Genomic DNA, 16,872 nt, shown 5'->3' on the forward strand with positions numbered 1-16,872 from the left:
GCCGGTGCTGCGGATCAGGTCCAGGAGCTCGAAGCGGGCGCGGATGCCGAGGTGGTTGGTGAGTTCGTCCAGGACCAGGAGCCGGGGTCGCTGGGTGAGCGCGCGGGCCGGCAGGACGCGTTGGCGTTCGCCGCCGGAGAGGGTGGCGTGGTCACGGTCCGCGAGACAGTTCCCCTACGTCGTCGCCGCCCACTCCGACCACGCCGTCGGCCGACCGCAGGGAGCGGTGGACGGTGCACAGCAGGGTGGACCTGCCGCTGCCGTTGGGGCCGACGAGCCCGACGGTGTCCCGCTTGTCCGCCTCCGGATTCACGGCGCGGAGGACCGGTGTGCGGTCCAGGGTGATGTGGAGCTGGTCCACGGTCAGTTGCATACGGTATCCAGGCCCTTGCAGCGGCGCAGCAGCCCCAGGAAGAAGGGGGCGCCGAGCAGGTAAGTGCCGCCCAGGAGTGCCGGTGAGCAGGGCGTTGAGTCGACGTCCGAACAGGGTCAGGAGGGGTGCTTCGTCACCCGGGCAGGGCGCCGGTGCCGGGGTTCACCGCTCGGCACCGGCGCCCTCTTCCGTCGTTCAGACCGCCTGCAGGGCGGGCCGCTCCGACTCGTCCAGCAGGTCCATCAAGGCCGTCCGGGCGCGGGCGACGCGGGAGCGGACGGTGCCGACGGGGCAGTCGCTGACCTCGGCCGCCTCCCCGTAGGGCAGGCCCACCAGCTGGGTGAGGATGAACGCCTCACGGCGTTCGTCCGGCAGCGACTCCAGCAGGTCCAGCAGCGCGATGCCGTCGTCGAAGCCGGGCAGGTCCCGCGGCTGCGCGTTCTCGACGGCCAACTGCCAGTCCGGTACGTCGGAAAGGCGGGGCCGGGCCGAGGCGTACCGGTAGCTGTCGATCACCGCGCGGCGGGCGATGGACAGCAGCCAGGAGCGGGCCGAGGAACGGCCCTCGAACCGGTGCAGGCTGCCGAGCGCGCGCAGGAACGTGTCCTGGGCGAGGTCGTCGGCGGCCTGCGGGTCGCCGCAGAGGTGGGCGACATAGCGCGTCACGTCGAGGTGCAGGGCGCGTACGAAGTGCTCGACCGCGTCCGCGTCACCTCCGCGGGCGGCCAGCGCCCACGCGGTTATCGACTCGTCCATCGACATCGCCGCGTCGTGGTTCTCGCGCGCGGCCGACAGGGCAGAAGTGATCACTTGGTGTCCTTCTCGGTCATCCGTGATCCGGACCTGGGCGCGTGGAGAGCGCGGGCGGTCCGGTGCGTGGGGAGACGGGCGTACGACACCCTGCGTGGGCGGCGTACGGCCAAGGCCCGAGGCGCCTTGAGGGGCGGCCTCGGGGATACCGGCTGTCGTCAGACGACAGCGGTCCCCACGGGCGGACCCCGAGAAGTGATCGCGTGGACGAGGAGGAGCCGCGGCACCCGGTCCGAGGAAGGCCGGTGCGCACGGACGCGTGGCCGCTCCGGAGGAAGGGGCAGAGCGGCGAGCAGCAGCCGCAGCGGTGCGGCCAGCCATCCGGCCACGGCCCGCAGGATGCGGAACGCGGCCCGCTCGCCGTACGCCAGCCACAACCCGCACAGCGACGCGGCCAGCAGGTGGGCGGCGAGCATGCCGAGGGATGTCGAGCCGGTCATGGAGTCGCCCGCGTGATCCATGTGCCTCGTATCCATGGGGTCCATGGAGTGCATGTGCATCGAGCCCATGTGCATGGCGCCCATGTCCATCGACCCCATGTCGTGCCCCGTGGCACCCGCGCCCCCGGTCGCCGACTGGGCGAGCGAGAAGGCCGAGTGCAGCCCGGTCTGTGCGGCGACCACGACGGCCACGATCAGCGGCAGCCCGCGCTCGCGGCCCGCCAGGCACCACCCCACGCCGCCGGTCACGACCGTTCCGGCCGCCAGCGCCCACACCGGGACGTCACTGCCGGACATCATCGCGTGGCCCAGGGCGGCGAGCAGCACACAGACGGCGGCGAACACCGCGGCCCGTACCGTGCGAGAACACCACCCTGCAGTCATGGCGCCTCATCCTCGCATCCGGGCCCGGGTCGTCGGACAGGGGTACGGAAATCGCCCCCGCTCCGCTCACACGGGATGGCTACCACCCACGGGCATGCGTTACGCCCGCTCACGAACCCGGCCCGTCCACCGCGACGCGGTGGACGGGCTCGAGGACCTCCCGGCGGGGCACGCCGGGCATGTTCAGTTGTACGAACGACGGGGACACCGCACCCGAGGCCCGCGAGTTGGGTGTTGCGCCGGGGTCAGTCCCCCTCCGCCGGGACCACGACCAGAAACGCGTCCGACTTCAAGTCCATGACTACTGTCGCCGGTTCACCCTCCTCGCGGCGCTCGGCCGCGTACTCCTCCGCCGGCCACGATCCGCGCGGAGCCCCCGCAGGAAACCGCTCCAACACCTTCGCGCCCATAGCGGCAGCCACCTCCAGCATCGGTCTTCGACTCTGAACGACGACTGAGCGTCGTAGCAATTCGCCTGCCCGTAACCGACGTGTCCATGCCCCACCGAACCGAACCCGTCTGACGGAGCCGGTCACTTGGAGGCAGGGAAGGCGCCTGACCCTGGCCACCACGCGACGGCCCCGAGATCGCGGGCCAGGGCGGGTACGAGCAGTGAGCGCACGACCAGGGTGTCGAGGAGCACCCCGAAGGCGACGATGAAGGCGATCTGCGCCAGGAACGCCAGCGGGATCACCCCGAGCGCGGCGAACGTGGCCGCGAGCACCACACCGGCCGAGGTGATCACGCCCCCGGTGCCGACCAGACCGCGCAGCACCCCCTGGCGCACGCCGTGCCGCAGGGACTCCTCCCGCACCCGCGACATGAGGAAGATGTTGTAGTCGACGCCGAGGGCGACGAGGAACACGAAGCCGTACAGCGGCACGGAGGGATCGGTGCCGCCGAAGCCGAACACGTGCGGGAAGACCAGGGCCGAAACGCCCAGCGTGGCCAGGTAGTTGAGCGCCACAGTGGCCACCAGCAGGGCGGGCAGCAGCAGGGAGCGCAGCAGGACCGTCAGGATCACGAGGATGATCACGAGGACCACGGGGACGATGAGCGTGCGGTCCCTTTCGGCCGTCCGCAGGGTGTCGTACTGCTGGGCCGTGTAGCCGCCGACGAGGGCGTCCGCGCCGGGCACCGCGTGCAGGGCCGTGCGCAGCCGGGCCACGGTTTCCTTGGCGGCGTCGCTGTCGGCGGCGGACGCCAGCGTGACGTCGACGCGTACCCGGCCGCCGACGACCAGCGCGTCACCGCCGGGACGCCCGGACTCCGTGACACCCGCCGCCGCGGCGACGCCCTCGGTGGAGAGAGCCGTCCGGACGACCCGGTCGAGGCGGTCGGCGTCGGCGATGACGACGGTGGGGTTGCTGGAGCCGCCGGGGAAGTGCCGGGCCAGCGTCTGCTGCGCGGTCACCGAGGGTGCCCCGTCCACGAAGGTCTCGGCGAGCGGGACGCCCCGGGAGCTGAGCGCGGGGGCGAAGGCGGCGCAGGCCAGCAGTCCCGCGAGGCTCACGGCCCATACCTTGCGGGGCGCGCGGTCGACCAGGGCGGCGACGCGCCGCCAGACACCCTGACCGGCGGTCGTGGGGCGCGGGGCGGCCGGCCAGTACGCGGAGCGGCCCAGCAGGACGAGCACCGCGGGCAGGAAGGTCAGCGAACTGAGCACGGCGCAGCCGATGCCGATCGCGCCGACCGGCCCGAGCGCGCGGTTGTTGGTGAGGTCGCTGATCAGCAGGGCGAGCAGCCCGAGGGCGACGGTGGCGGCGCTGGCCACGATCGCGCCCCACGATTGCCGCAGCGCGGCCCGCGCGGCCGCGAACCGGTCGGTGCGCTCGGCCAGTTCCTCCCGGTAGCGCGCCGTGAGCAGCAGGGCGTAGTCGGTGGCGGCGCCGATGACCAGGATGGACAGGATGCCCTGGACTTGGCCGTCGACCCTGACGATGTCGTGGTCGGCGAGCACGTAGACCACGGCGCAGGCGAGGCCGAGCGCGAAGACTGCCCCGAGGATGATCACGAGGGGCAGCAGCACGCTGCGGTAGACGAGCAGCAGGATGACGAGGACGGTGACCAGGGCGACGGCCAGGAGCAGTCCGTCGATACCGGCGAAGGCCTCGGACAGGTCCGCCTGGGTGGCGGCGGGGCCCGCGAGCCGGACGGTGCTGCCGGGGACGCGCTCGGCGGCGGCACGGACACGGTCGAGGGTGTCGGGCAGCCGGTCGCCGAGGCCGGGGCTGAGCCGTACGACGCCTTGCAGGGCCTCGCGGTCCTTGGAGACGAGCGCGGGCGACACGTCCCCGACCACGCCCGGCAGGTCGCCGAGGGAGGCGAGCGCACGTCCGGCCGTGGCCCGGCGGTCCTGGATCCGCCCGCCCCGCTCATCGGTCCAGACGACGATCACCGGAAGCGACTCGTCCTGCCGGAAGGCCCGCTGGGCGGCGATGACCTCGGTCGATTCGGCGCTGCGCGGCAGGAAGGCGGCCTGGTCGTTGGTCGCGACCTCGCCGAGCCGTCCGGCGTAGGGGCCCAGGGCGCCGCCGATGCCGAGCCAGACGACGAGCAGAAGGAGCGGCACGAGGAATCGGCCTCGCCGCGGGGTGAGGGACATGGTTCTCCCGGTCGATGAACAGGTATCTCAACGATAAACAATCTCAATCATTGAGCTTTCTGTGGGCAGGGGGTCCCTGGATGCAGCTGACGCGAAGTTCTTCGGTCCTGAAGGACTTCAGGACCCGGAGGATCTGAGCGTCGACATCTCCTCGTTCATCGCCGCGAGGAAGCGGGCCGCCACGGCGAGTTCCTCCTCCGTGAAGCGCGCGCGAGCCTGCTCGGCGGCCCTGGCCAGAGGACGGAAGTAGGTGCGGGCCGCGACCCTGGCGTCGGAGGCGTAGTACAGGTGCACCACGCGCCGGTCGCTGCTCTCCCGGACACGGCGGATGTGGCCGGCGCCCTCCAGCCGGTCCAGACAGGCGGTGACAGCCCCGGAGGTCAGCCCCAGGTGGGCGCGCAGCCGCCCCGGCGTCATCGGTCCGTCGGCGTCCAGGATCGCCGCCAGCGCCTGCACATCGGTGGCGTGCAGTCCGTGCTCCCCGGCGAACCCGTGGACCAGACGGTTGATCTCGCCGTTCATCCGCCGCAGCTGCACGGCGAGCGATTGAAGATCGGTCCCCGTGGGAACCGTGGGAGGTCCGGCCGTCGTCGCGCGCTGGTCCGGGTCGTCTGCTGTGGCCACGCGAGCAGCCTATAGAAACGACCGCATCCGTTACGGCTCCGCCGGTGGAAGTGATCACAGGGGGGACGTCGACACGGAGGACCGAGGACAGATGAACGCCGAGGACACCGGACCCGGGCTGCGCTGCCTGGTGACCGGCGCTACGGGATACATCGGAGGCCGGCTCGTCCCCGAGCTGCTGACCGAGGGGCACCGGGTGCGCTGCCTGGCCCGGTCCCCCGGCAAACTGCGCGACTATCCGTGGGCGGGCGAGACGGAGGTGGTGCGCGGAGACGTCCTGGACGGGGCCGCGGTCGCCGAGGCCATGCGCGGGATCGACGTCGCCTACTACCTGGTCCACGCGCTCGGCACGGGCGCCGGCTTCGAGGAGACCGACCGGCGCGCGGCCCGGATCTTCGGCGAGCAGGCCCGCGCCGCGGGCGTACGGCGGATCGTCTACCTGGGCGGACTCACCCCGAAGGGCGTGCCCGAGCGGGAGCTGTCGCCGCATCTGCGGTCGCGGGCCGAGGTGGGCCGCATCCTGATGGCCTCCGGGGTGCCCACCACCGTCCTGCGGGCGGCGGTCGTCATCGGCTCGGGCTCCGCGTCCTTCGAGATGCTGCGCTATCTGACCGAGCGGCTGCCGGTGATGGTGACGCCGAGCTGGGTGCGCACCCGGATCCAGCCCGTGGCCGTGCGGGACGTGCTGCGCGCTCTCGTCGGGAGCGCGCGTATGCCGGCCGAGGTCAACCGCGCGTTCGACATCGGCGGGCCGGACGTCCTCACGTACCGGGAGATGATGACCGGGTACGCGGCCGTCGCGGAGCTTCCGCGGCGGATCATCCTCCCCGTGCCCGTGCTCACCCCCGGCCTGTCCAGTCACTGGGTCGGACTGGTGACGCCCGTGCCGGCCGCCATCGCGCGACCGCTCGCCGAGTCCCTGCGTCACGAGGTCGTCTGCCACGAGCACGACATCGCCCGGTACGTGCCCGATCCACCCGGTCATCCCCTCGGCTTCGACGAGGCGGTGCGGCTGGCCCTCCAGCGGGTCCGCGACGCTCAGGTGGTGACGCGCTGGTCCTCGGCGTCGTTCCCCGGCGCCCCCAGCGACCCGCTGCCCACCGACCCCGACTGGGCCGGCGGCAGCCTCTACACGGATGTGCGGGAGCTGCCCGTGGACGCCTCGCGCGCGGACCTGTGGCGGGTCATCGAGGGGATCGGCGGGGACAACGGCTGGTACTCCTTCCCGCTGGCCTGGGCTGTGCGCGGCCGCTTGGACCGGCTGGTGGGCGGCGTCGGTCTGCGCCGGGGACGCCGTGACGCGGCACGGCTGCGGGTCGGCGACTCCCTGGACTTCTGGCGGGTGGAGGAGATCGAGCCCGGGCGTCTGCTGCGGCTGCGGGCCGAGATGCGGCTGCCCGGCCTCGCCTGGCTGGAGATGTGCGCGGAGACCGACGACGACGGCCGCACCCGCTACCGCCAGCGGGCGCTGTTCCATCCGCGCGGTCTGCTCGGACACGCGTACTGGTGGAGCGTCTCGCCCTTCCACGCAGCGGTGTTCGGCGGGATGGCCCGCAACATCGCACGGACCGCGGCCCGCACCCCGGCCGCCGCCGCGCACCGCCCCACCCCCACCGGCTGACCGCCCCGCACCGCACCGACCCTCACCCCTCCCTCCCGGAGCTCGCACCATGACCGTCTCGATCGTCCTGTTCACCGCCGACCTGCGCCTCCACGACCATCCGCCGCTGCGGGCCGCACACGAGGCCGCTCAGGTGATCCCCCTGTTCGTGCGCGACCGGGGGGTGACCGGCGCCGGGTTCACCGCGCCGAACCGGCTGGCCTTCCTCGCCGACTGTCTGCGCGACCTCGACGCGGGGTTGCGCCGACGGGGCGGCCGCCTGGTGATCCGCTCCGGTGACGTCGTCGAGGAGGTGTGCAAGGTGGCCACCGAGACGGACGCCGACGAGGTGCACATGGCGGCCGATGTCAGCGCCTACGCGCACCGCCGCGAACAGCGGCTCAGACGCGCGCTGGAGGCGGAGGGCCGACGGCTCCACGTCCACGAGACGGTCACCTCGGCGGTCCCGCCGGGCGCGGTGGCACCGGCCTCCTCGGACCACTTCGCCGTGTTCACCCCGTACTTCCGGCACTGGAGCGGCGTTCGGCTGCGCGAACCCGTCACGGCCCCGCGCGCGCTACGGGTCCCGGACGGCATCGGCTCGGAGCGACTGCCCGACCGCGGCGGACTGCCGGGCCTCTCGGAGGGGCTGGCGACCGGCGGGGAGGAGGAGGCCCGGTCCCGTATGACGTCCTGGCTGCGCACCGGCATCGCCTCGTACGAGGACCGTCACGACGACCTGGCCGGCGATGCCACCTCACGCTTCTCGCCGCATCTGCACTTCGGCACCCTGTCCCCGGTCGAACTGGTCCACCGGGCGCGCAAGGCGGGCGGACCGGGCGCCGAGGCCTTCGTACGACAGCTCGCCTGGCGGGACTTCCACCGGCAGGTCCTCGCGGCGCGCCCGGCCGCCGCCACCGCCGACTACCGCACGAAGCACGACCGTTGGCGGTCCGAGGAGTCGGCACGCGAGGACATCGAGGCCTGGCGGAACGGACGCACCGGCTTCCCGGTCGTCGACGCGGCGATGCGCCAGCTGCGGCACGAGGGCTGGATGCACAACCGCGGCCGGCTGCTCACCGCGAGCTTCCTCACCAAGACGCTGTACGTCGACTGGCGCGTCGGCGCCCGGCACTTCCTGGAGCTCCTGGTCGACGGTGACGTGGCGAACAACCAGCTCAACTGGCAGTGGATGGCGGGCACCGGCACCGACTCCCGGCCCAACCGGGTGCTCAACCCGGTCACCCAGGCCAAGAGGTACGACCCGGACGGCGCGTACATCCGGCGCTGGGTGCCCGAACTGGCGGGCCTGGACGCCCGCTCGGTGCACGAGCCGTGGAAGCTGCGCGGCCTGGACCGGGCGGCGATCGACGACTATCCGGACCCGGTGGTCGAACTGTCCGACGGCCTGGCCCGGTTCAAGCGGGCCCGCGGACTGGACTGAGGCGAGCCCGCACCGCCCTGTGGGCGTCAGTGCCGTTCGCCGGTGCCCGCGGTCGCGATCGCTCCGGACAGGACCGCGACCGCGTCCCGCAGGGTCGGTGGCCGCGGCAGTTCCCGCGCCGCCGGTCCTGACCAGCCGGGTCCGCCCACCACGACCAAGGGCCGGCGCCGGGCGCCCTTGACCCCCCATGAGGTGTCGGCGACATGCCGGGCCAGGGGCAGGCTGGCGGTGGAGCGTGCCTGCGCCCAGAGGAACACCGCCACGGGACCCAGGCGCTGTACCGCGGTGGTGAGTGCCTCTCCCGGCACTGCCGCACCGAACATCCTGGTGGGCAGGCCGAGTTCACACAGCGCGGCGTTGAGCGCCTCGATCGCCAGGGTGTGCTGTTCACCGGGCACACAGGCCAGGACGACCGGCCCGGCGGCGGAGGCCGTGCCCTGCGGTGCGGCGGGTGTGTACCGGCGCAGCGCGGTCGACACATGCCAGGACAGCAGATGCTCGACCTCCACGTAACGGTCGCCGGAGGACGCCCACTTGCGCCCCACCGCGTGCAGCGTGGGCACCATCACCTCCTGCCAGGCGCCGGTGATGCCGTACTGCTCCACGGCGGCCTCGAGCTGTCGCTCGACAGCGGGGGCGTCGAGCCGCACGGCGGCTCGCGCGAGCCCCCGGCACTCCTGGCGTACATCGCCGAGCGGCAGTGTGCCCGCCGCCCGCGAACGCGGACGGGGCTGTTCGGGGACGTCGACGACGGACGGTGGGGAGCCCGTCGCCCGCCGGGCGAGGCGGGCGGCCTCGGCCGGCGGCACCCCTGACGAGGTCAGCCGGCACATCCTCTCCAGCACCTCGACGTCCGCGGGACTCCAGCGACGGTGACGTCCGTCGGCGCGCACGGCGGGCCCGATGCCGTACCGGCGGTCCCAGGAACGCAGCGTGGTGGGCGAGACCCCCAGACGCCGGGCCAGCGCACCGGTCGTCAGGGGCACGTCGGCGGTCTCCGCGGGCGGTCCCGGTAGGACCTGGGGTCCTGGTTCGACCGGCGGCTCAGTCATGGGGCGACTATACGACGCAGAACCGATGCAAGTTGATGACCTTGCTCGACCGCTTCCACGATGGCTGACAGGACGCGTCCGGAAGACGCCCGACGAGTGAGGAGCGGTCGGCATGAGCCAGCAGCGGAACGCCACACTCCCGTCCTCCACCGCACCCCGGTGGGCCCCGGTGGAGGAGTCGTACGCCGACGAGGAACTCGCCCGCGGTCTGGTCGCCGGCGACGAGGCATGCCTGGAAGCGGCCTATCGCCGGTGGTCGACGCTGGTGCACACACTCGCCTGGCGTTCCCTGGGGGACCCCAGGGAGGCCGAGGACGTGACCCAGCAGGTGTTCCTCGGGGTGTGGCGGGGCCGCGGCGGATTCCGTCCCGAGCGGGGCGCGTTCGGCGGCTGGATCATCGGCATCACCAGGCGGAAGATCGCCGACGCGCTCACCGCCCGGACCCGCCGCACCGACCTCCTCGCCGCCGTCGGCGCCACCCTGCCGCTGCCGCTCACGGATCCTTCCGTACGGCAGACCGAGTCGGTGCTGGACCGGGTCGTCGTCCGCCAGGAGCTGGCGAAGCTGCCCTCGGCCCAGCAGAAGGTCCTGAAGCTGACCTTCTACGAGGACCTGACCCAGGCGCAGATCGCGGAGTGCACCGGCTGGCCGCTGGGCACGGTCAAGAGCCACGCGCGGCGCGGACTCCACCTGCTGCACCGCCGCCTGCGTGACGAGGCGTTCGGCTAGGTACCTCCGCGGCCTGAGCCGCACGCTCTTTCGACGCAGAAACGTTGCATGCATGAAGCACACGGCAGTCGACATCTCGGGACCCCGACCCTGCATCCGTCGCCGGGACCGCTCCAGAAGAAGGGACGCGTCGAGGAATCGGCCGACCGGGTCGCACCGGCCGGACCGTCCCCCTCCGGTTCCTCGACAGCCTCCGGGGAGAGTCGGTGCTCCCCGGAGGCCACCACCTCTTAGCTCGGACATCTCCTGACATCTCACGCCGTACCGGCTGACCTCTACACATAAGGGCGAAATAAGCGCATGATGTATCTGCGCGGCGCTTACCGCACACCGCACAAGACGCGGTTCGGCCTGTGAGTCAAAGGAGACGAGTCATGGCCAACGTCTCGCCCACCCGAGGTGACATCACCAGCCACCCTGACGCTTCCGAAATGCGGGCACGGTACGCCCGTATGCTCGGCGGCCGCGATGTGGCACTCGTGGACGGACCGGTGTTCCTGCTCGGTCTGTACTGCGCCGTATCCCCCTGGATACTCCACTACACGACGAGCCAGCCCGCCCTCGTGCCCCACAACCTGATCGTGGGCATCGCGATCGGCCTGCTGGCCCTCGGATTCACCCAGACCCCGGAACGCATGTACGGCCTCAGCTGGGCCTTCTGCGCGGTCGGTCTGTGGATGATCGTGTCGCCCTGGATCGTCGGCGACAGCCCGGATGCGGGCGTCATCCTGAACAACGTCATCATCGGCGCCCTGGCCGTCATCCTGGGGCTGATGTGCACGGTCACCGCGGCGAAGAGCGTCCCCAGGGCCTAGGAACACCCGGAGAGGAAGCGACCCCGGCCGGTCCGCGCCCCGCGGGCCGGCCGCCCCGCGTCACGGCACCAGCCACGGCTCCTGCGGGAGCGGACTGCCGGTCTCCAGCAGCGACTTGAGGTTCGACAGCACCGCCGCCCAGCCCGAGGCCGCCTCGGCGCGCTCGCCGTCGTCGGCCAGGTTCTCGTGGGTGACGGTGAGGCGGACGATGTCGCCGTGCTGCCGGATGTCGAAGGTGACCCGGGAGTACCTGTCGCCCCGGCCCTCGTCCTCGGGCGCGGCCCAGCTGGTGACGAGGCGGGTGGGACGCTCACTCTCCACGACGGTGCCGACGACGTCGGCGACACCGGAACCGTCGGTCCGTACATGCTCCCAGCGGGACCCCTGCTTCCAGTCGGAGACATTGCTGTGCCCCCAGTAGGCCGCGGTGAGGTCGGCGTCGGTGAGGGCGTCCCAGACCTTTTCCGGTGTGCTCTCGATGTAGGTGACGTACACGAACGTGGGCTTGTCGGTCATGGCTTCCTCGGCTCGTCGCTTCACGGCACCGAGCGCGCTCAGGCGCGGGCGCTCGAACTTGTCGATCCACCGCTCCTGGATCTCATGGAGCGGGACCGGATTGAGGTAGTGCAGCTTCTCCCGCCCCCGCCGCACCGCGCCGACCAGGTTGGCCGCCTCCAGGAGGGCCAGGTGCTGGGTCACCGACTGACGCGTCATGGCGATGCGCTCGCACAGCTCGCCGAGCGTCTGGCCGTTGTGCTCGTGCAGCCGGTCCAGCAGCAGTCTGCGCGTGTCGTCGGCCAGCGCCTTGAAGACCCTGTCCATTCCCGAGTCGCCCTCTGATCGCACACTCCACGTTATGCAGGCATTTACCTGCATGTCAACGCGGCACGAAAGGAGGTGTCCGACGGCACGGGACGACTGCCACGCTCCCACCATGGATCACTGCGAGGTGTTGCTCATCGGCGGTCGCGCCGGCGTCGGCAGGACGAGCGTGGGCTGGGAGGTCTCGGCACGGCTCCGGAGCGCGCGCGTCGCTCACGCCGTGATCGACGGGGACTTCATGGGGCAGGTGCATCCTGCCCCCGAAGGGGATCCGCACCGGGCGGCGATCAGCGAGCGCAACCTGGGTGACGGTGTCCGGATCGTCAGGGTCCTGCTCACCGCGACCGACGAGACAACGGAACGACGCCTGCGCGGACGGGAGTTGGGCTCCGAGCTGGACGCGGAACTCCGCAGCAGCGCACGCGAGGCACGGCTGCTGGACGAGCGTGCGCCGGCCGGCACCCTGCGGGTGGGGACCGACGGGCGCTCCGTGATCGACATCGCGGCCGAAGGGGTGGCCGCCACCGGATGGGTTTCTGGAGGGGCCAGAGCTTGACGCCCTGTTGACCGGTGGGGGATACCGAACGGACTGTACGGGCCGCCCGGGGGCATCCGGACTACTGCGGGGGTCTTGAGAAGAGGGGCTGGAGATGGAGATCTCGGGCATCATCAGCGCGATCGTGATCGGCATCGTCATCGGTGTGCTGGGCCGACTCGTGATCCCGGGCCGGCAGCGCATCGGGATCCTGCTGACCATCGTCGTCGGCATCGTGGCCGCACTGCTCGGCTCGGCGATCGCCGCGGGGTTCGACGTGGCCGACACCAAGGGCGTCGACTGGGTCGAATGGCTCATCCAGATCGCTCTCGCCGCGCTCGGCGTCGCCGCTCTGGACCGGTCGAGGCCGAGGGCGCGCCGCTGACCGTGTGCGGCGGGCGCGCATCGAAATCCCGTTGCGGGCGTGGTCCGGCGATGGTTTGCTTCTGCGGCCCATCGCCGGACACGACTCTGACACGGAGCCCCGTTGACCCTGCGCATCATCCCGCTGGCCGACCCCGAACCCGGCGCTTCCAGTCGCCGCCTGGCCTGGCTGGCCGCGGCGGCCGACGGAGCACCGACCGGGTCCGCCTTCCTGCGGCTGTTCACGAAGGCCGGGCAGGAGCATCTCGCGGAACTGGAGATCGCCGTGCACGGCGCCGAGCGGCGGCGGGGCGTCGGCACCCGTCTGCTGGAGGCCGCCGTGGCCACGGCGCGGGCCGAGGGACGGCGGACCGTCGTCGCGCAGGCCGAACAGGGCTCCCCCGCCGACCGGTTCCTGGCGGCCCGGGGCTTCCGTCCGGTGCTCTCCCTGACCTACGCCAGGCTCGCCCTGGCCGAAGCGGACGTCACCGCGGTAGGTGAACAGCCTTGCCTCGGCTATGAGTTGACCGAGTGGGACGGCGTCGTGCCGGACGAACTCGCCCAGTCGTACGCCGACTCACGCCGCGCCATGGACGACATGCCGATGGAGGGCACCGACTACGGCACGGTCGTCTGGGACGTGGAGCGGGTGGTCGCCGCGGCCGAGGCGGTCGCGCGGCGCGGTGAACTGCTGCACACCGTCGCCGCGGTGGACACGGTGAACGGATCGGTCGTCGGCTTCTCCGAACTCGTCGTGCCGGGCGACGGCCGGGGCGACGGACAGCACTACGGTACGGCCGTGCTGCCGGAGCACCGCGGCCATGGCCTCGCCCGCTGGATGAAGGCGGCGTCGATCCGCCGCGCCCGTGAACGGCACCCGGAACTCGCCGGGTTGCTCACCGACACCGCGAACAGCAACGCGCCCATGCTCGCCGTCAACGAGGCCCTCGGCTACGTGCCCACCCACAAGGCGGTGGAGTACCAGCTAGACCTGTGAGGCACGCAGCGCGGCCACACCCTCGCGGCAGGACGGGTACACCGGCGACCAGCCCAGTTCCCGCTCGGCCTTGGCGATGGACACCCGCAGCGTCGCCGCCACCACCACCTGTGCGTAGGACATCGGCCGCATCAGCCACATCGGTACGGTCATCGGCTTCGGCAGGCCGAACTCCTCGGACACGCACTCGAGATAGCCCCGGAACCCCATGGGGGTGCGGTCCGCGATGTTGTACGCCTGTCCCGGACGGCCCTTGTCGACGGCGGCCGCCATGGCGCGGCCCGCGTCGGCGAGTTCGATCCACGGCAGGACCCGACCGTGGTCGGCGGGAGCGGGCAGTTGCCGCTTGCGCAGCATCGGCACGAGGTTCTCGGTGCCGCCAGGGCCGTAGAAGGCGCCGTAGCGCAGCGCGATGCCCTCCAGCCCCTCGGCCTCGAAGGTCAGCCGCTCCTTGGTGCGCATGCCGTCGAGGTGCCGTTCCAGCTCCGGGTTGTTGCCGCGCGGGCCGAAGGTGTCGTCCTCGGTGAGTTCCCGGTCGCCGTGGTCGCCGTAGCCGTAGCCGAAGACCATCGACTCCGACACGAAGCGGCGGGCACCGGCGGCCTGGGCGGCCTCGATCAGGTGCGCGGTGCCCTCGATGCGCAGTGCGTCGGTGGCGTACATGTCGCGGTGCCGCATGGGCGGCTTGCTCAGGGCCGTCGCCGCGTGGATCACGGTGTCGAAGCGGTGGCCGTCGACGCCGCGCAACACGGCGTCGCGGTCCAGGAGGTCGGCGCGGATGTCGCTGCCCGGCCTGCGGCCGAGCCCGGTGACCTTGTGGCCCGCCTCGGTGAGGGCTCGGCTGATCTGGCGGCCGAGGGCTCCGCTGGCGCCTGCGAGGAGGATGCTCTGGTTCATCGTCATGCCCTTGCGACGGATCGGGTGGCCGCGGATGTGACATCCCCCGGAGTGGGGTCCGCGTCAGGGTGTGTACAGGTACGGAGTGGTCGTGGTGAGCGGCTCGAAGCCGAGCCGTTCCAGGATGGGGCGGCTGGCCGGCATGGCGTCCACCTGAAGATAGCGGTAGCCGCGCTCCGCCGCCTCGCGGGCGCGCACGGCGACCAGGGCGCGGTAGATGCCACGGCCGCGCCAGGCCTCGACGGTGCCGCCGCCCCACAGACCGGCGAACCGGGTGCCGGGTACAAGCTCCATCCGGGCCGCGCTGACCGGGGTGTCCCCCGCCAGGGCGACGACGGCGACCACGCTGTCCGGGTCGGCGGTGAGCTGGGCCAGCAGCTGGTGGCGCAGCCGGGTGCTGTCGGAGCCGAAGGCCGCCTCGTGCACGTCAGCGACGAGGTCGACGCCCGCCCGGTCGGTGACGGGCAGGATGCGCACGCCCTCGGGCGGCTCGGCGTCGAGGGTCAGGTCGTTGACCTCACCGATCATCAGGGTCTCCTCCGGCTGCGCGGTGAACCCCGCTGTCCTGAGCCGCTGCCCGAGGTCGACCGGCAGGTCGTGCCCGTAGAGCTTCCACTCGAACTCGCGACCGAGTCCGGAGAAGTACGAGATCTGCTCGGCTATCGCCGCGTCCGCGCCGTCGGCGTCCAGGTCGGACCAGACCACTCCGTTCCATCCCTGCTCGGAGGAGACCTGGCGGACCACCTTGCCGACCCGCTCGATCCGGGACTCGGGGCTGTCCGGCTGTGCGCCTTCGCGCATGTCCCGGTCGTACAGGGCGAGTACCGCGGTGTGATCCATGGATTCACTCCAGCATCAGGGAGCCCGGGCGGCAACACGTTTACGGGCCATCACCAGGAGGCGCGGACGCCGCGCCTTCCCGCTCGCGGGCGGACAATAGGGTGCCTGATCGAAGATCACACCGCCGGAAGGGTTGTACGTCATGGTCGTGAAGGACGCCGAGCTGCCGTATCTGCGCCGCTGTGTGGAGCTGGCCGCGGAGGCCCTGGAGGCGGGGGACGAGCCGTTCGGTTCGGTGCTGGTGGGAGCGGACGGCGAGGTGCTCGCCGAGGACCACAACCGGGTGGCCTCCGGCGACCGCACCCGCCACCCCGAGTTCGAGCTGGCGCGCTGGTCCGCGGCCCACATGTCGCCCGAGGCGCGGGCGGCGGCGACCGTCTACACCTCCGGCGAGCACTGTCCTATGTGCGCGGCCGCCCACGCCTGGGTGGGCCTCGGCCGCATCGTCTATGTCGCCTCCTCGGAACAACTGGCCCAGTGGTTGAGCCAGTTGGGGGTTCCGGCACCACCGGTGCGAACCCTGCCGGTGCACGAGGTGGCGCCCGGGGTGGCCGTGGAGGGCCCGGTGCCGGCGCTCACCGAGGAGGTGCACGCACTCCACCGGCGCTTCCACCAGGGGTGACGCCTACGGTCTCGCCCTCGTACCGGCGTACGGCACCCGAAGGACGGGGACGGTCTCGCTCTCCGTGGTGTCTCCGACGGGAAAGCCCCGGCGTCCTGACGAGAAGGGCCCGTGTGTGCTCGGCCGGGGTCGGCGGAGGCCCCACCGGTCACCGCCCGGAGGGGCCTTCCGTCTCCGTGAAGGAACCGTCAGCGCTCCGACCGCGGGCGGAAGCGGCGGTACAGGGCGGCTCCGCCCAGCATCAGCGCGGCGCTGCCCGCGACGGCGGGGAGGGTCTGGTCCGCTCCCGTGTGAGCGAGCGAGGACGCAGGCTGCTCCGGCCCGGGCTCGTCGGCCTTCGGACCCGGGCGCGGCTTCGGAGGGGCGGCCTCCGGCTCGGGTGCCGGCTTCACGGGGGTCTCGGCGGGCTGTTCGCCAGAGGTGTTGACGGACTCGTTGCCGACGGCCGCGTTGCCGACCCCTGCCACGCTCACACCGTTCCCGCTGACGTTCACCGGGAGGTGGACCGGAAGCTGGACACCGTTGCCGGAGACCACCCCCGGCGAATCCTTTCCGCTGCTCTGCGCGGCGGCGCCCGCGGGCGCCGGGCCGTTCTCGCCGCCCTCGTTCACACAGGTGTTGCCCGCGGCGGGGTTGAGGAGCCCCACCACGTTCACGGTGTTGCCGCAGACGTTCACCGGGACATGCACCGGGAGCTGGATCGTGTTGCCGGAGACGACCCCGGGCGAGCCGGCCGTCTCGCCGTCCGCCGCGGAGTCGGCGTAAGCGGGCATCGCCGCAGCCATCGCGCCGGACACGGCGGCGACGGCGATCACACCGTTTCGGGTAACCCGTTTCATAGGTTCCCTGCCTTCCAGAACATGGTTCGCGGGCACTCACCCGCATGCCATAAAACGCGGGCGAACCATCCGAGTTATGG

The 16,872-nt window shown here is 72.1% G+C and carries 19 protein-coding genes and 1 pseudogene; 8 read left to right on the top strand and 12 right to left on the bottom strand.

Annotated elements, in window-relative coordinates; genetic code table 11:
- Positions 1 to 47 precede the first annotated feature (47 nt).
- The 7 genes and pseudogenes from OG381_RS49610 to OG381_RS06855 form a co-directional block, all read right to left on the bottom strand.
- Positions 48 to 141, bottom strand: a pseudogene (locus tag OG381_RS49610) (ATP-binding cassette domain-containing protein); the annotation flags it as partial.
- 10 nt (positions 142 to 151) lie between these two features.
- The gene (locus OG381_RS49615) at positions 152 to 373 is read right to left on the bottom strand and encodes an ATP-binding cassette domain-containing protein (protein WP_443061879.1); all 222 of its coding nucleotides are present in this window, start codon (positions 371 to 373) and stop codon (positions 152 to 154) included.
- Between the two features lie 195 nt (positions 374 to 568).
- Complete coding sequence (locus tag OG381_RS06835) at positions 569 to 1,183, bottom strand: sigma-70 family RNA polymerase sigma factor (protein ID WP_443061880.1); 615 nt, start codon at positions 1,181 to 1,183, stop codon at positions 569 to 571.
- Positions 1,184 to 1,341: 158 nt separating this feature from the next.
- Positions 1,342 to 2,007 carry a hypothetical protein gene (locus OG381_RS06840; protein ID WP_327715205.1) on the bottom strand — a complete coding sequence of 222 codons (666 nt, stop codon included), beginning with the start codon at positions 2,005 to 2,007 and terminating at the stop codon, positions 1,342 to 1,344.
- Positions 2,008 to 2,252: 245 nt separating this feature from the next.
- On the bottom strand, positions 2,253 to 2,438 hold the full coding sequence (locus OG381_RS06845; protein WP_307034601.1) for a hypothetical protein: 186 nt from the start codon (positions 2,436 to 2,438) through the stop codon (positions 2,253 to 2,255).
- Between the two features lie 101 nt (positions 2,439 to 2,539).
- The gene (locus OG381_RS06850) at positions 2,540 to 4,612 is read right to left on the bottom strand and encodes an MMPL family transporter (RefSeq protein ID WP_327715206.1); all 2,073 of its coding nucleotides are present in this window, start codon (positions 4,610 to 4,612) and stop codon (positions 2,540 to 2,542) included.
- Positions 4,613 to 4,729: 117 nt separating this feature from the next.
- Positions 4,730 to 5,236: a MarR family winged helix-turn-helix transcriptional regulator gene (locus OG381_RS06855; RefSeq protein ID WP_327715207.1), complete on the bottom strand. Its 507-nt coding sequence runs from the start codon at positions 5,234 to 5,236 to the stop codon at positions 4,730 to 4,732.
- 91 nt (positions 5,237 to 5,327) lie between these two features.
- Between OG381_RS06855 and OG381_RS06860 the strand changes: the two genes are divergently transcribed.
- Both OG381_RS06860 and OG381_RS06865 read left to right on the top strand, forming a co-directional pair.
- Positions 5,328 to 6,857, top strand: coding sequence for an SDR family oxidoreductase (locus tag OG381_RS06860; protein WP_327715208.1), 1,530 nt, complete (start codon positions 5,328 to 5,330; stop codon positions 6,855 to 6,857).
- A gap of 49 nt (positions 6,858 to 6,906) precedes the next feature.
- Positions 6,907 to 8,280, top strand: coding sequence for a cryptochrome/photolyase family protein (locus OG381_RS06865; protein WP_327715209.1), 1,374 nt, complete (start codon positions 6,907 to 6,909; stop codon positions 8,278 to 8,280).
- A 26-nt stretch (positions 8,281 to 8,306) separates the two neighbouring features.
- Here the strand turns inward: OG381_RS06865 and OG381_RS06870 are convergent, their stop codons facing one another.
- Entirely contained in the window at positions 8,307 to 9,332 is a 1,026-nt protein-coding gene (locus tag OG381_RS06870) for a MerR family transcriptional regulator (protein WP_327715210.1), read from the bottom strand.
- 112 nt (positions 9,333 to 9,444) lie between these two features.
- On the opposite strand from OG381_RS06870, the gene OG381_RS06875 reads away from it, so the two are divergent.
- Together OG381_RS06875 and OG381_RS06880 are read left to right on the top strand one after the other, a co-directional pair.
- Complete coding sequence (locus OG381_RS06875) at positions 9,445 to 10,062, top strand: sigma-70 family RNA polymerase sigma factor (protein WP_327715211.1); 618 nt, start codon at positions 9,445 to 9,447, stop codon at positions 10,060 to 10,062.
- A gap of 374 nt (positions 10,063 to 10,436) precedes the next feature.
- Entirely contained in the window at positions 10,437 to 10,877 is a 441-nt protein-coding gene (locus OG381_RS06880; protein WP_307034592.1) for an SPW repeat protein, read from the top strand.
- Between the two features lie 60 nt (positions 10,878 to 10,937).
- Here the strand turns inward: OG381_RS06880 and OG381_RS06885 are convergent, their stop codons facing one another.
- Positions 10,938 to 11,699 (bottom strand): ArsR/SmtB family transcription factor, encoded by a 762-nt coding sequence (locus OG381_RS06885; protein WP_327715212.1) that lies wholly within the window; start codon positions 11,697 to 11,699, stop codon positions 10,938 to 10,940.
- 112 nt (positions 11,700 to 11,811) lie between these two features.
- Between OG381_RS06885 and OG381_RS06890 the strand changes: the two genes are divergently transcribed.
- The 3 genes from OG381_RS06890 (at position 11,812) to OG381_RS06900 (ending at position 13,594) form a co-directional block, all read left to right on the top strand.
- Positions 11,812 to 12,255, top strand: a complete 444-nt coding sequence (locus tag OG381_RS06890) for a hypothetical protein (protein WP_327715213.1) — start codon at positions 11,812 to 11,814, stop codon at positions 12,253 to 12,255.
- A gap of 94 nt (positions 12,256 to 12,349) precedes the next feature.
- The gene (locus OG381_RS06895; RefSeq protein ID WP_327715214.1) at positions 12,350 to 12,619 is read left to right on the top strand and encodes a GlsB/YeaQ/YmgE family stress response membrane protein; all 270 of its coding nucleotides are present in this window, start codon (positions 12,350 to 12,352) and stop codon (positions 12,617 to 12,619) included.
- 102 nt (positions 12,620 to 12,721) lie between these two features.
- Positions 12,722 to 13,594: a GNAT family N-acetyltransferase gene (locus OG381_RS06900; RefSeq protein WP_327715215.1), complete on the top strand. Its 873-nt coding sequence runs from the start codon at positions 12,722 to 12,724 to the stop codon at positions 13,592 to 13,594.
- On the opposite strand, the gene OG381_RS06905 is transcribed toward OG381_RS06900, so the two are convergent.
- Positions 13,583 to 14,491, bottom strand: coding sequence for an NAD-dependent epimerase/dehydratase family protein (locus tag OG381_RS06905; RefSeq protein ID WP_327715216.1), 909 nt, complete (start codon positions 14,489 to 14,491; stop codon positions 13,583 to 13,585). The two genes, OG381_RS06900 and OG381_RS06905, sit on opposite strands and share 12 nt — an antisense overlap.
- A 63-nt stretch (positions 14,492 to 14,554) precedes the next feature.
- The gene (locus OG381_RS06910) at positions 14,555 to 15,331 is read right to left on the bottom strand and encodes a GNAT family N-acetyltransferase (protein ID WP_327715217.1); all 777 of its coding nucleotides are present in this window, start codon (positions 15,329 to 15,331) and stop codon (positions 14,555 to 14,557) included.
- 142 nt (positions 15,332 to 15,473) lie between these two features.
- Here OG381_RS06910 and OG381_RS06915 point away from each other — a divergent pair, with 142 nt between their 5' ends.
- The gene (locus OG381_RS06915) at positions 15,474 to 15,953 is read left to right on the top strand and encodes a nucleoside deaminase (protein ID WP_327715218.1); all 480 of its coding nucleotides are present in this window, start codon (positions 15,474 to 15,476) and stop codon (positions 15,951 to 15,953) included.
- A 188-nt stretch (positions 15,954 to 16,141) separates the two neighbouring features.
- Here the strand turns inward: OG381_RS06915 and OG381_RS06920 are convergent, their stop codons facing one another.
- Positions 16,142 to 16,792, bottom strand: a complete 651-nt coding sequence (locus OG381_RS06920) for a chaplin (RefSeq protein WP_327715219.1) — start codon at positions 16,790 to 16,792, stop codon at positions 16,142 to 16,144.
- Between the last annotated feature and the right edge of the window lie 80 nt (positions 16,793 to 16,872).

Origin of the sequence: Streptomyces sp. NBC_00490, from assembly GCF_036013645.1 — a bacterium.
GTDB classification, from domain to species: Bacteria; Actinomycetota; Actinomycetes; order Streptomycetales; family Streptomycetaceae; genus Streptomyces; species Streptomyces canus_F.

Bases quoted from the DNA above. Each gene is read 5' to 3' on its own strand.
- OG381_RS49615 (WP_443061879.1), bottom strand. From the start codon at position 373: ATGCAACTGACCGTGGACCAGCTCCACATCACCCTGGACCGCACACCG.
- OG381_RS06840 (WP_327715205.1), bottom strand. From the start codon at position 2,007: ATGACTGCAGGGTGGTGTTCTCGCACGGTACGGGCCGCGGTGTTCGCC.
- OG381_RS06845 (WP_307034601.1), bottom strand. From the start codon at position 2,438: ATGCTGGAGGTGGCTGCCGCTATGGGCGCGAAGGTGTTGGAGCGGTTT.
- OG381_RS06850 (WP_327715206.1), bottom strand. From the start codon at position 4,612: ATGTCCCTCACCCCGCGGCGAGGCCGATTCCTCGTGCCGCTCCTTCTG.
- OG381_RS06860 (WP_327715208.1), top strand. From the start codon at position 5,328: ATGAACGCCGAGGACACCGGACCCGGGCTGCGCTGCCTGGTGACCGGC.
- OG381_RS06865 (WP_327715209.1), top strand. From the start codon at position 6,907: ATGACCGTCTCGATCGTCCTGTTCACCGCCGACCTGCGCCTCCACGAC.
- OG381_RS06870 (WP_327715210.1), bottom strand. From the start codon at position 9,332: ATGACTGAGCCGCCGGTCGAACCAGGACCCCAGGTCCTACCGGGACCG.
- OG381_RS06875 (WP_327715211.1), top strand. From the start codon at position 9,445: ATGAGCCAGCAGCGGAACGCCACACTCCCGTCCTCCACCGCACCCCGG.
- OG381_RS06880 (WP_307034592.1), top strand. From the start codon at position 10,437: ATGGCCAACGTCTCGCCCACCCGAGGTGACATCACCAGCCACCCTGAC.
- OG381_RS06885 (WP_327715212.1), bottom strand. From the start codon at position 11,699: ATGGACAGGGTCTTCAAGGCGCTGGCCGACGACACGCGCAGACTGCTG.
- OG381_RS06890 (WP_327715213.1), top strand. From the start codon at position 11,812: ATGGATCACTGCGAGGTGTTGCTCATCGGCGGTCGCGCCGGCGTCGGC.
- OG381_RS06895 (WP_327715214.1), top strand. From the start codon at position 12,350: ATGGAGATCTCGGGCATCATCAGCGCGATCGTGATCGGCATCGTCATC.
- OG381_RS06905 (WP_327715216.1), bottom strand. From the start codon at position 14,491: ATGAACCAGAGCATCCTCCTCGCAGGCGCCAGCGGAGCCCTCGGCCGC.
- OG381_RS06910 (WP_327715217.1), bottom strand. From the start codon at position 15,331: ATGGATCACACCGCGGTACTCGCCCTGTACGACCGGGACATGCGCGAA.
- OG381_RS06915 (WP_327715218.1), top strand. From the start codon at position 15,474: ATGGTCGTGAAGGACGCCGAGCTGCCGTATCTGCGCCGCTGTGTGGAG.
- OG381_RS06920 (WP_327715219.1), bottom strand. From the start codon at position 16,792: ATGAAACGGGTTACCCGAAACGGTGTGATCGCCGTCGCCGCCGTGTCC.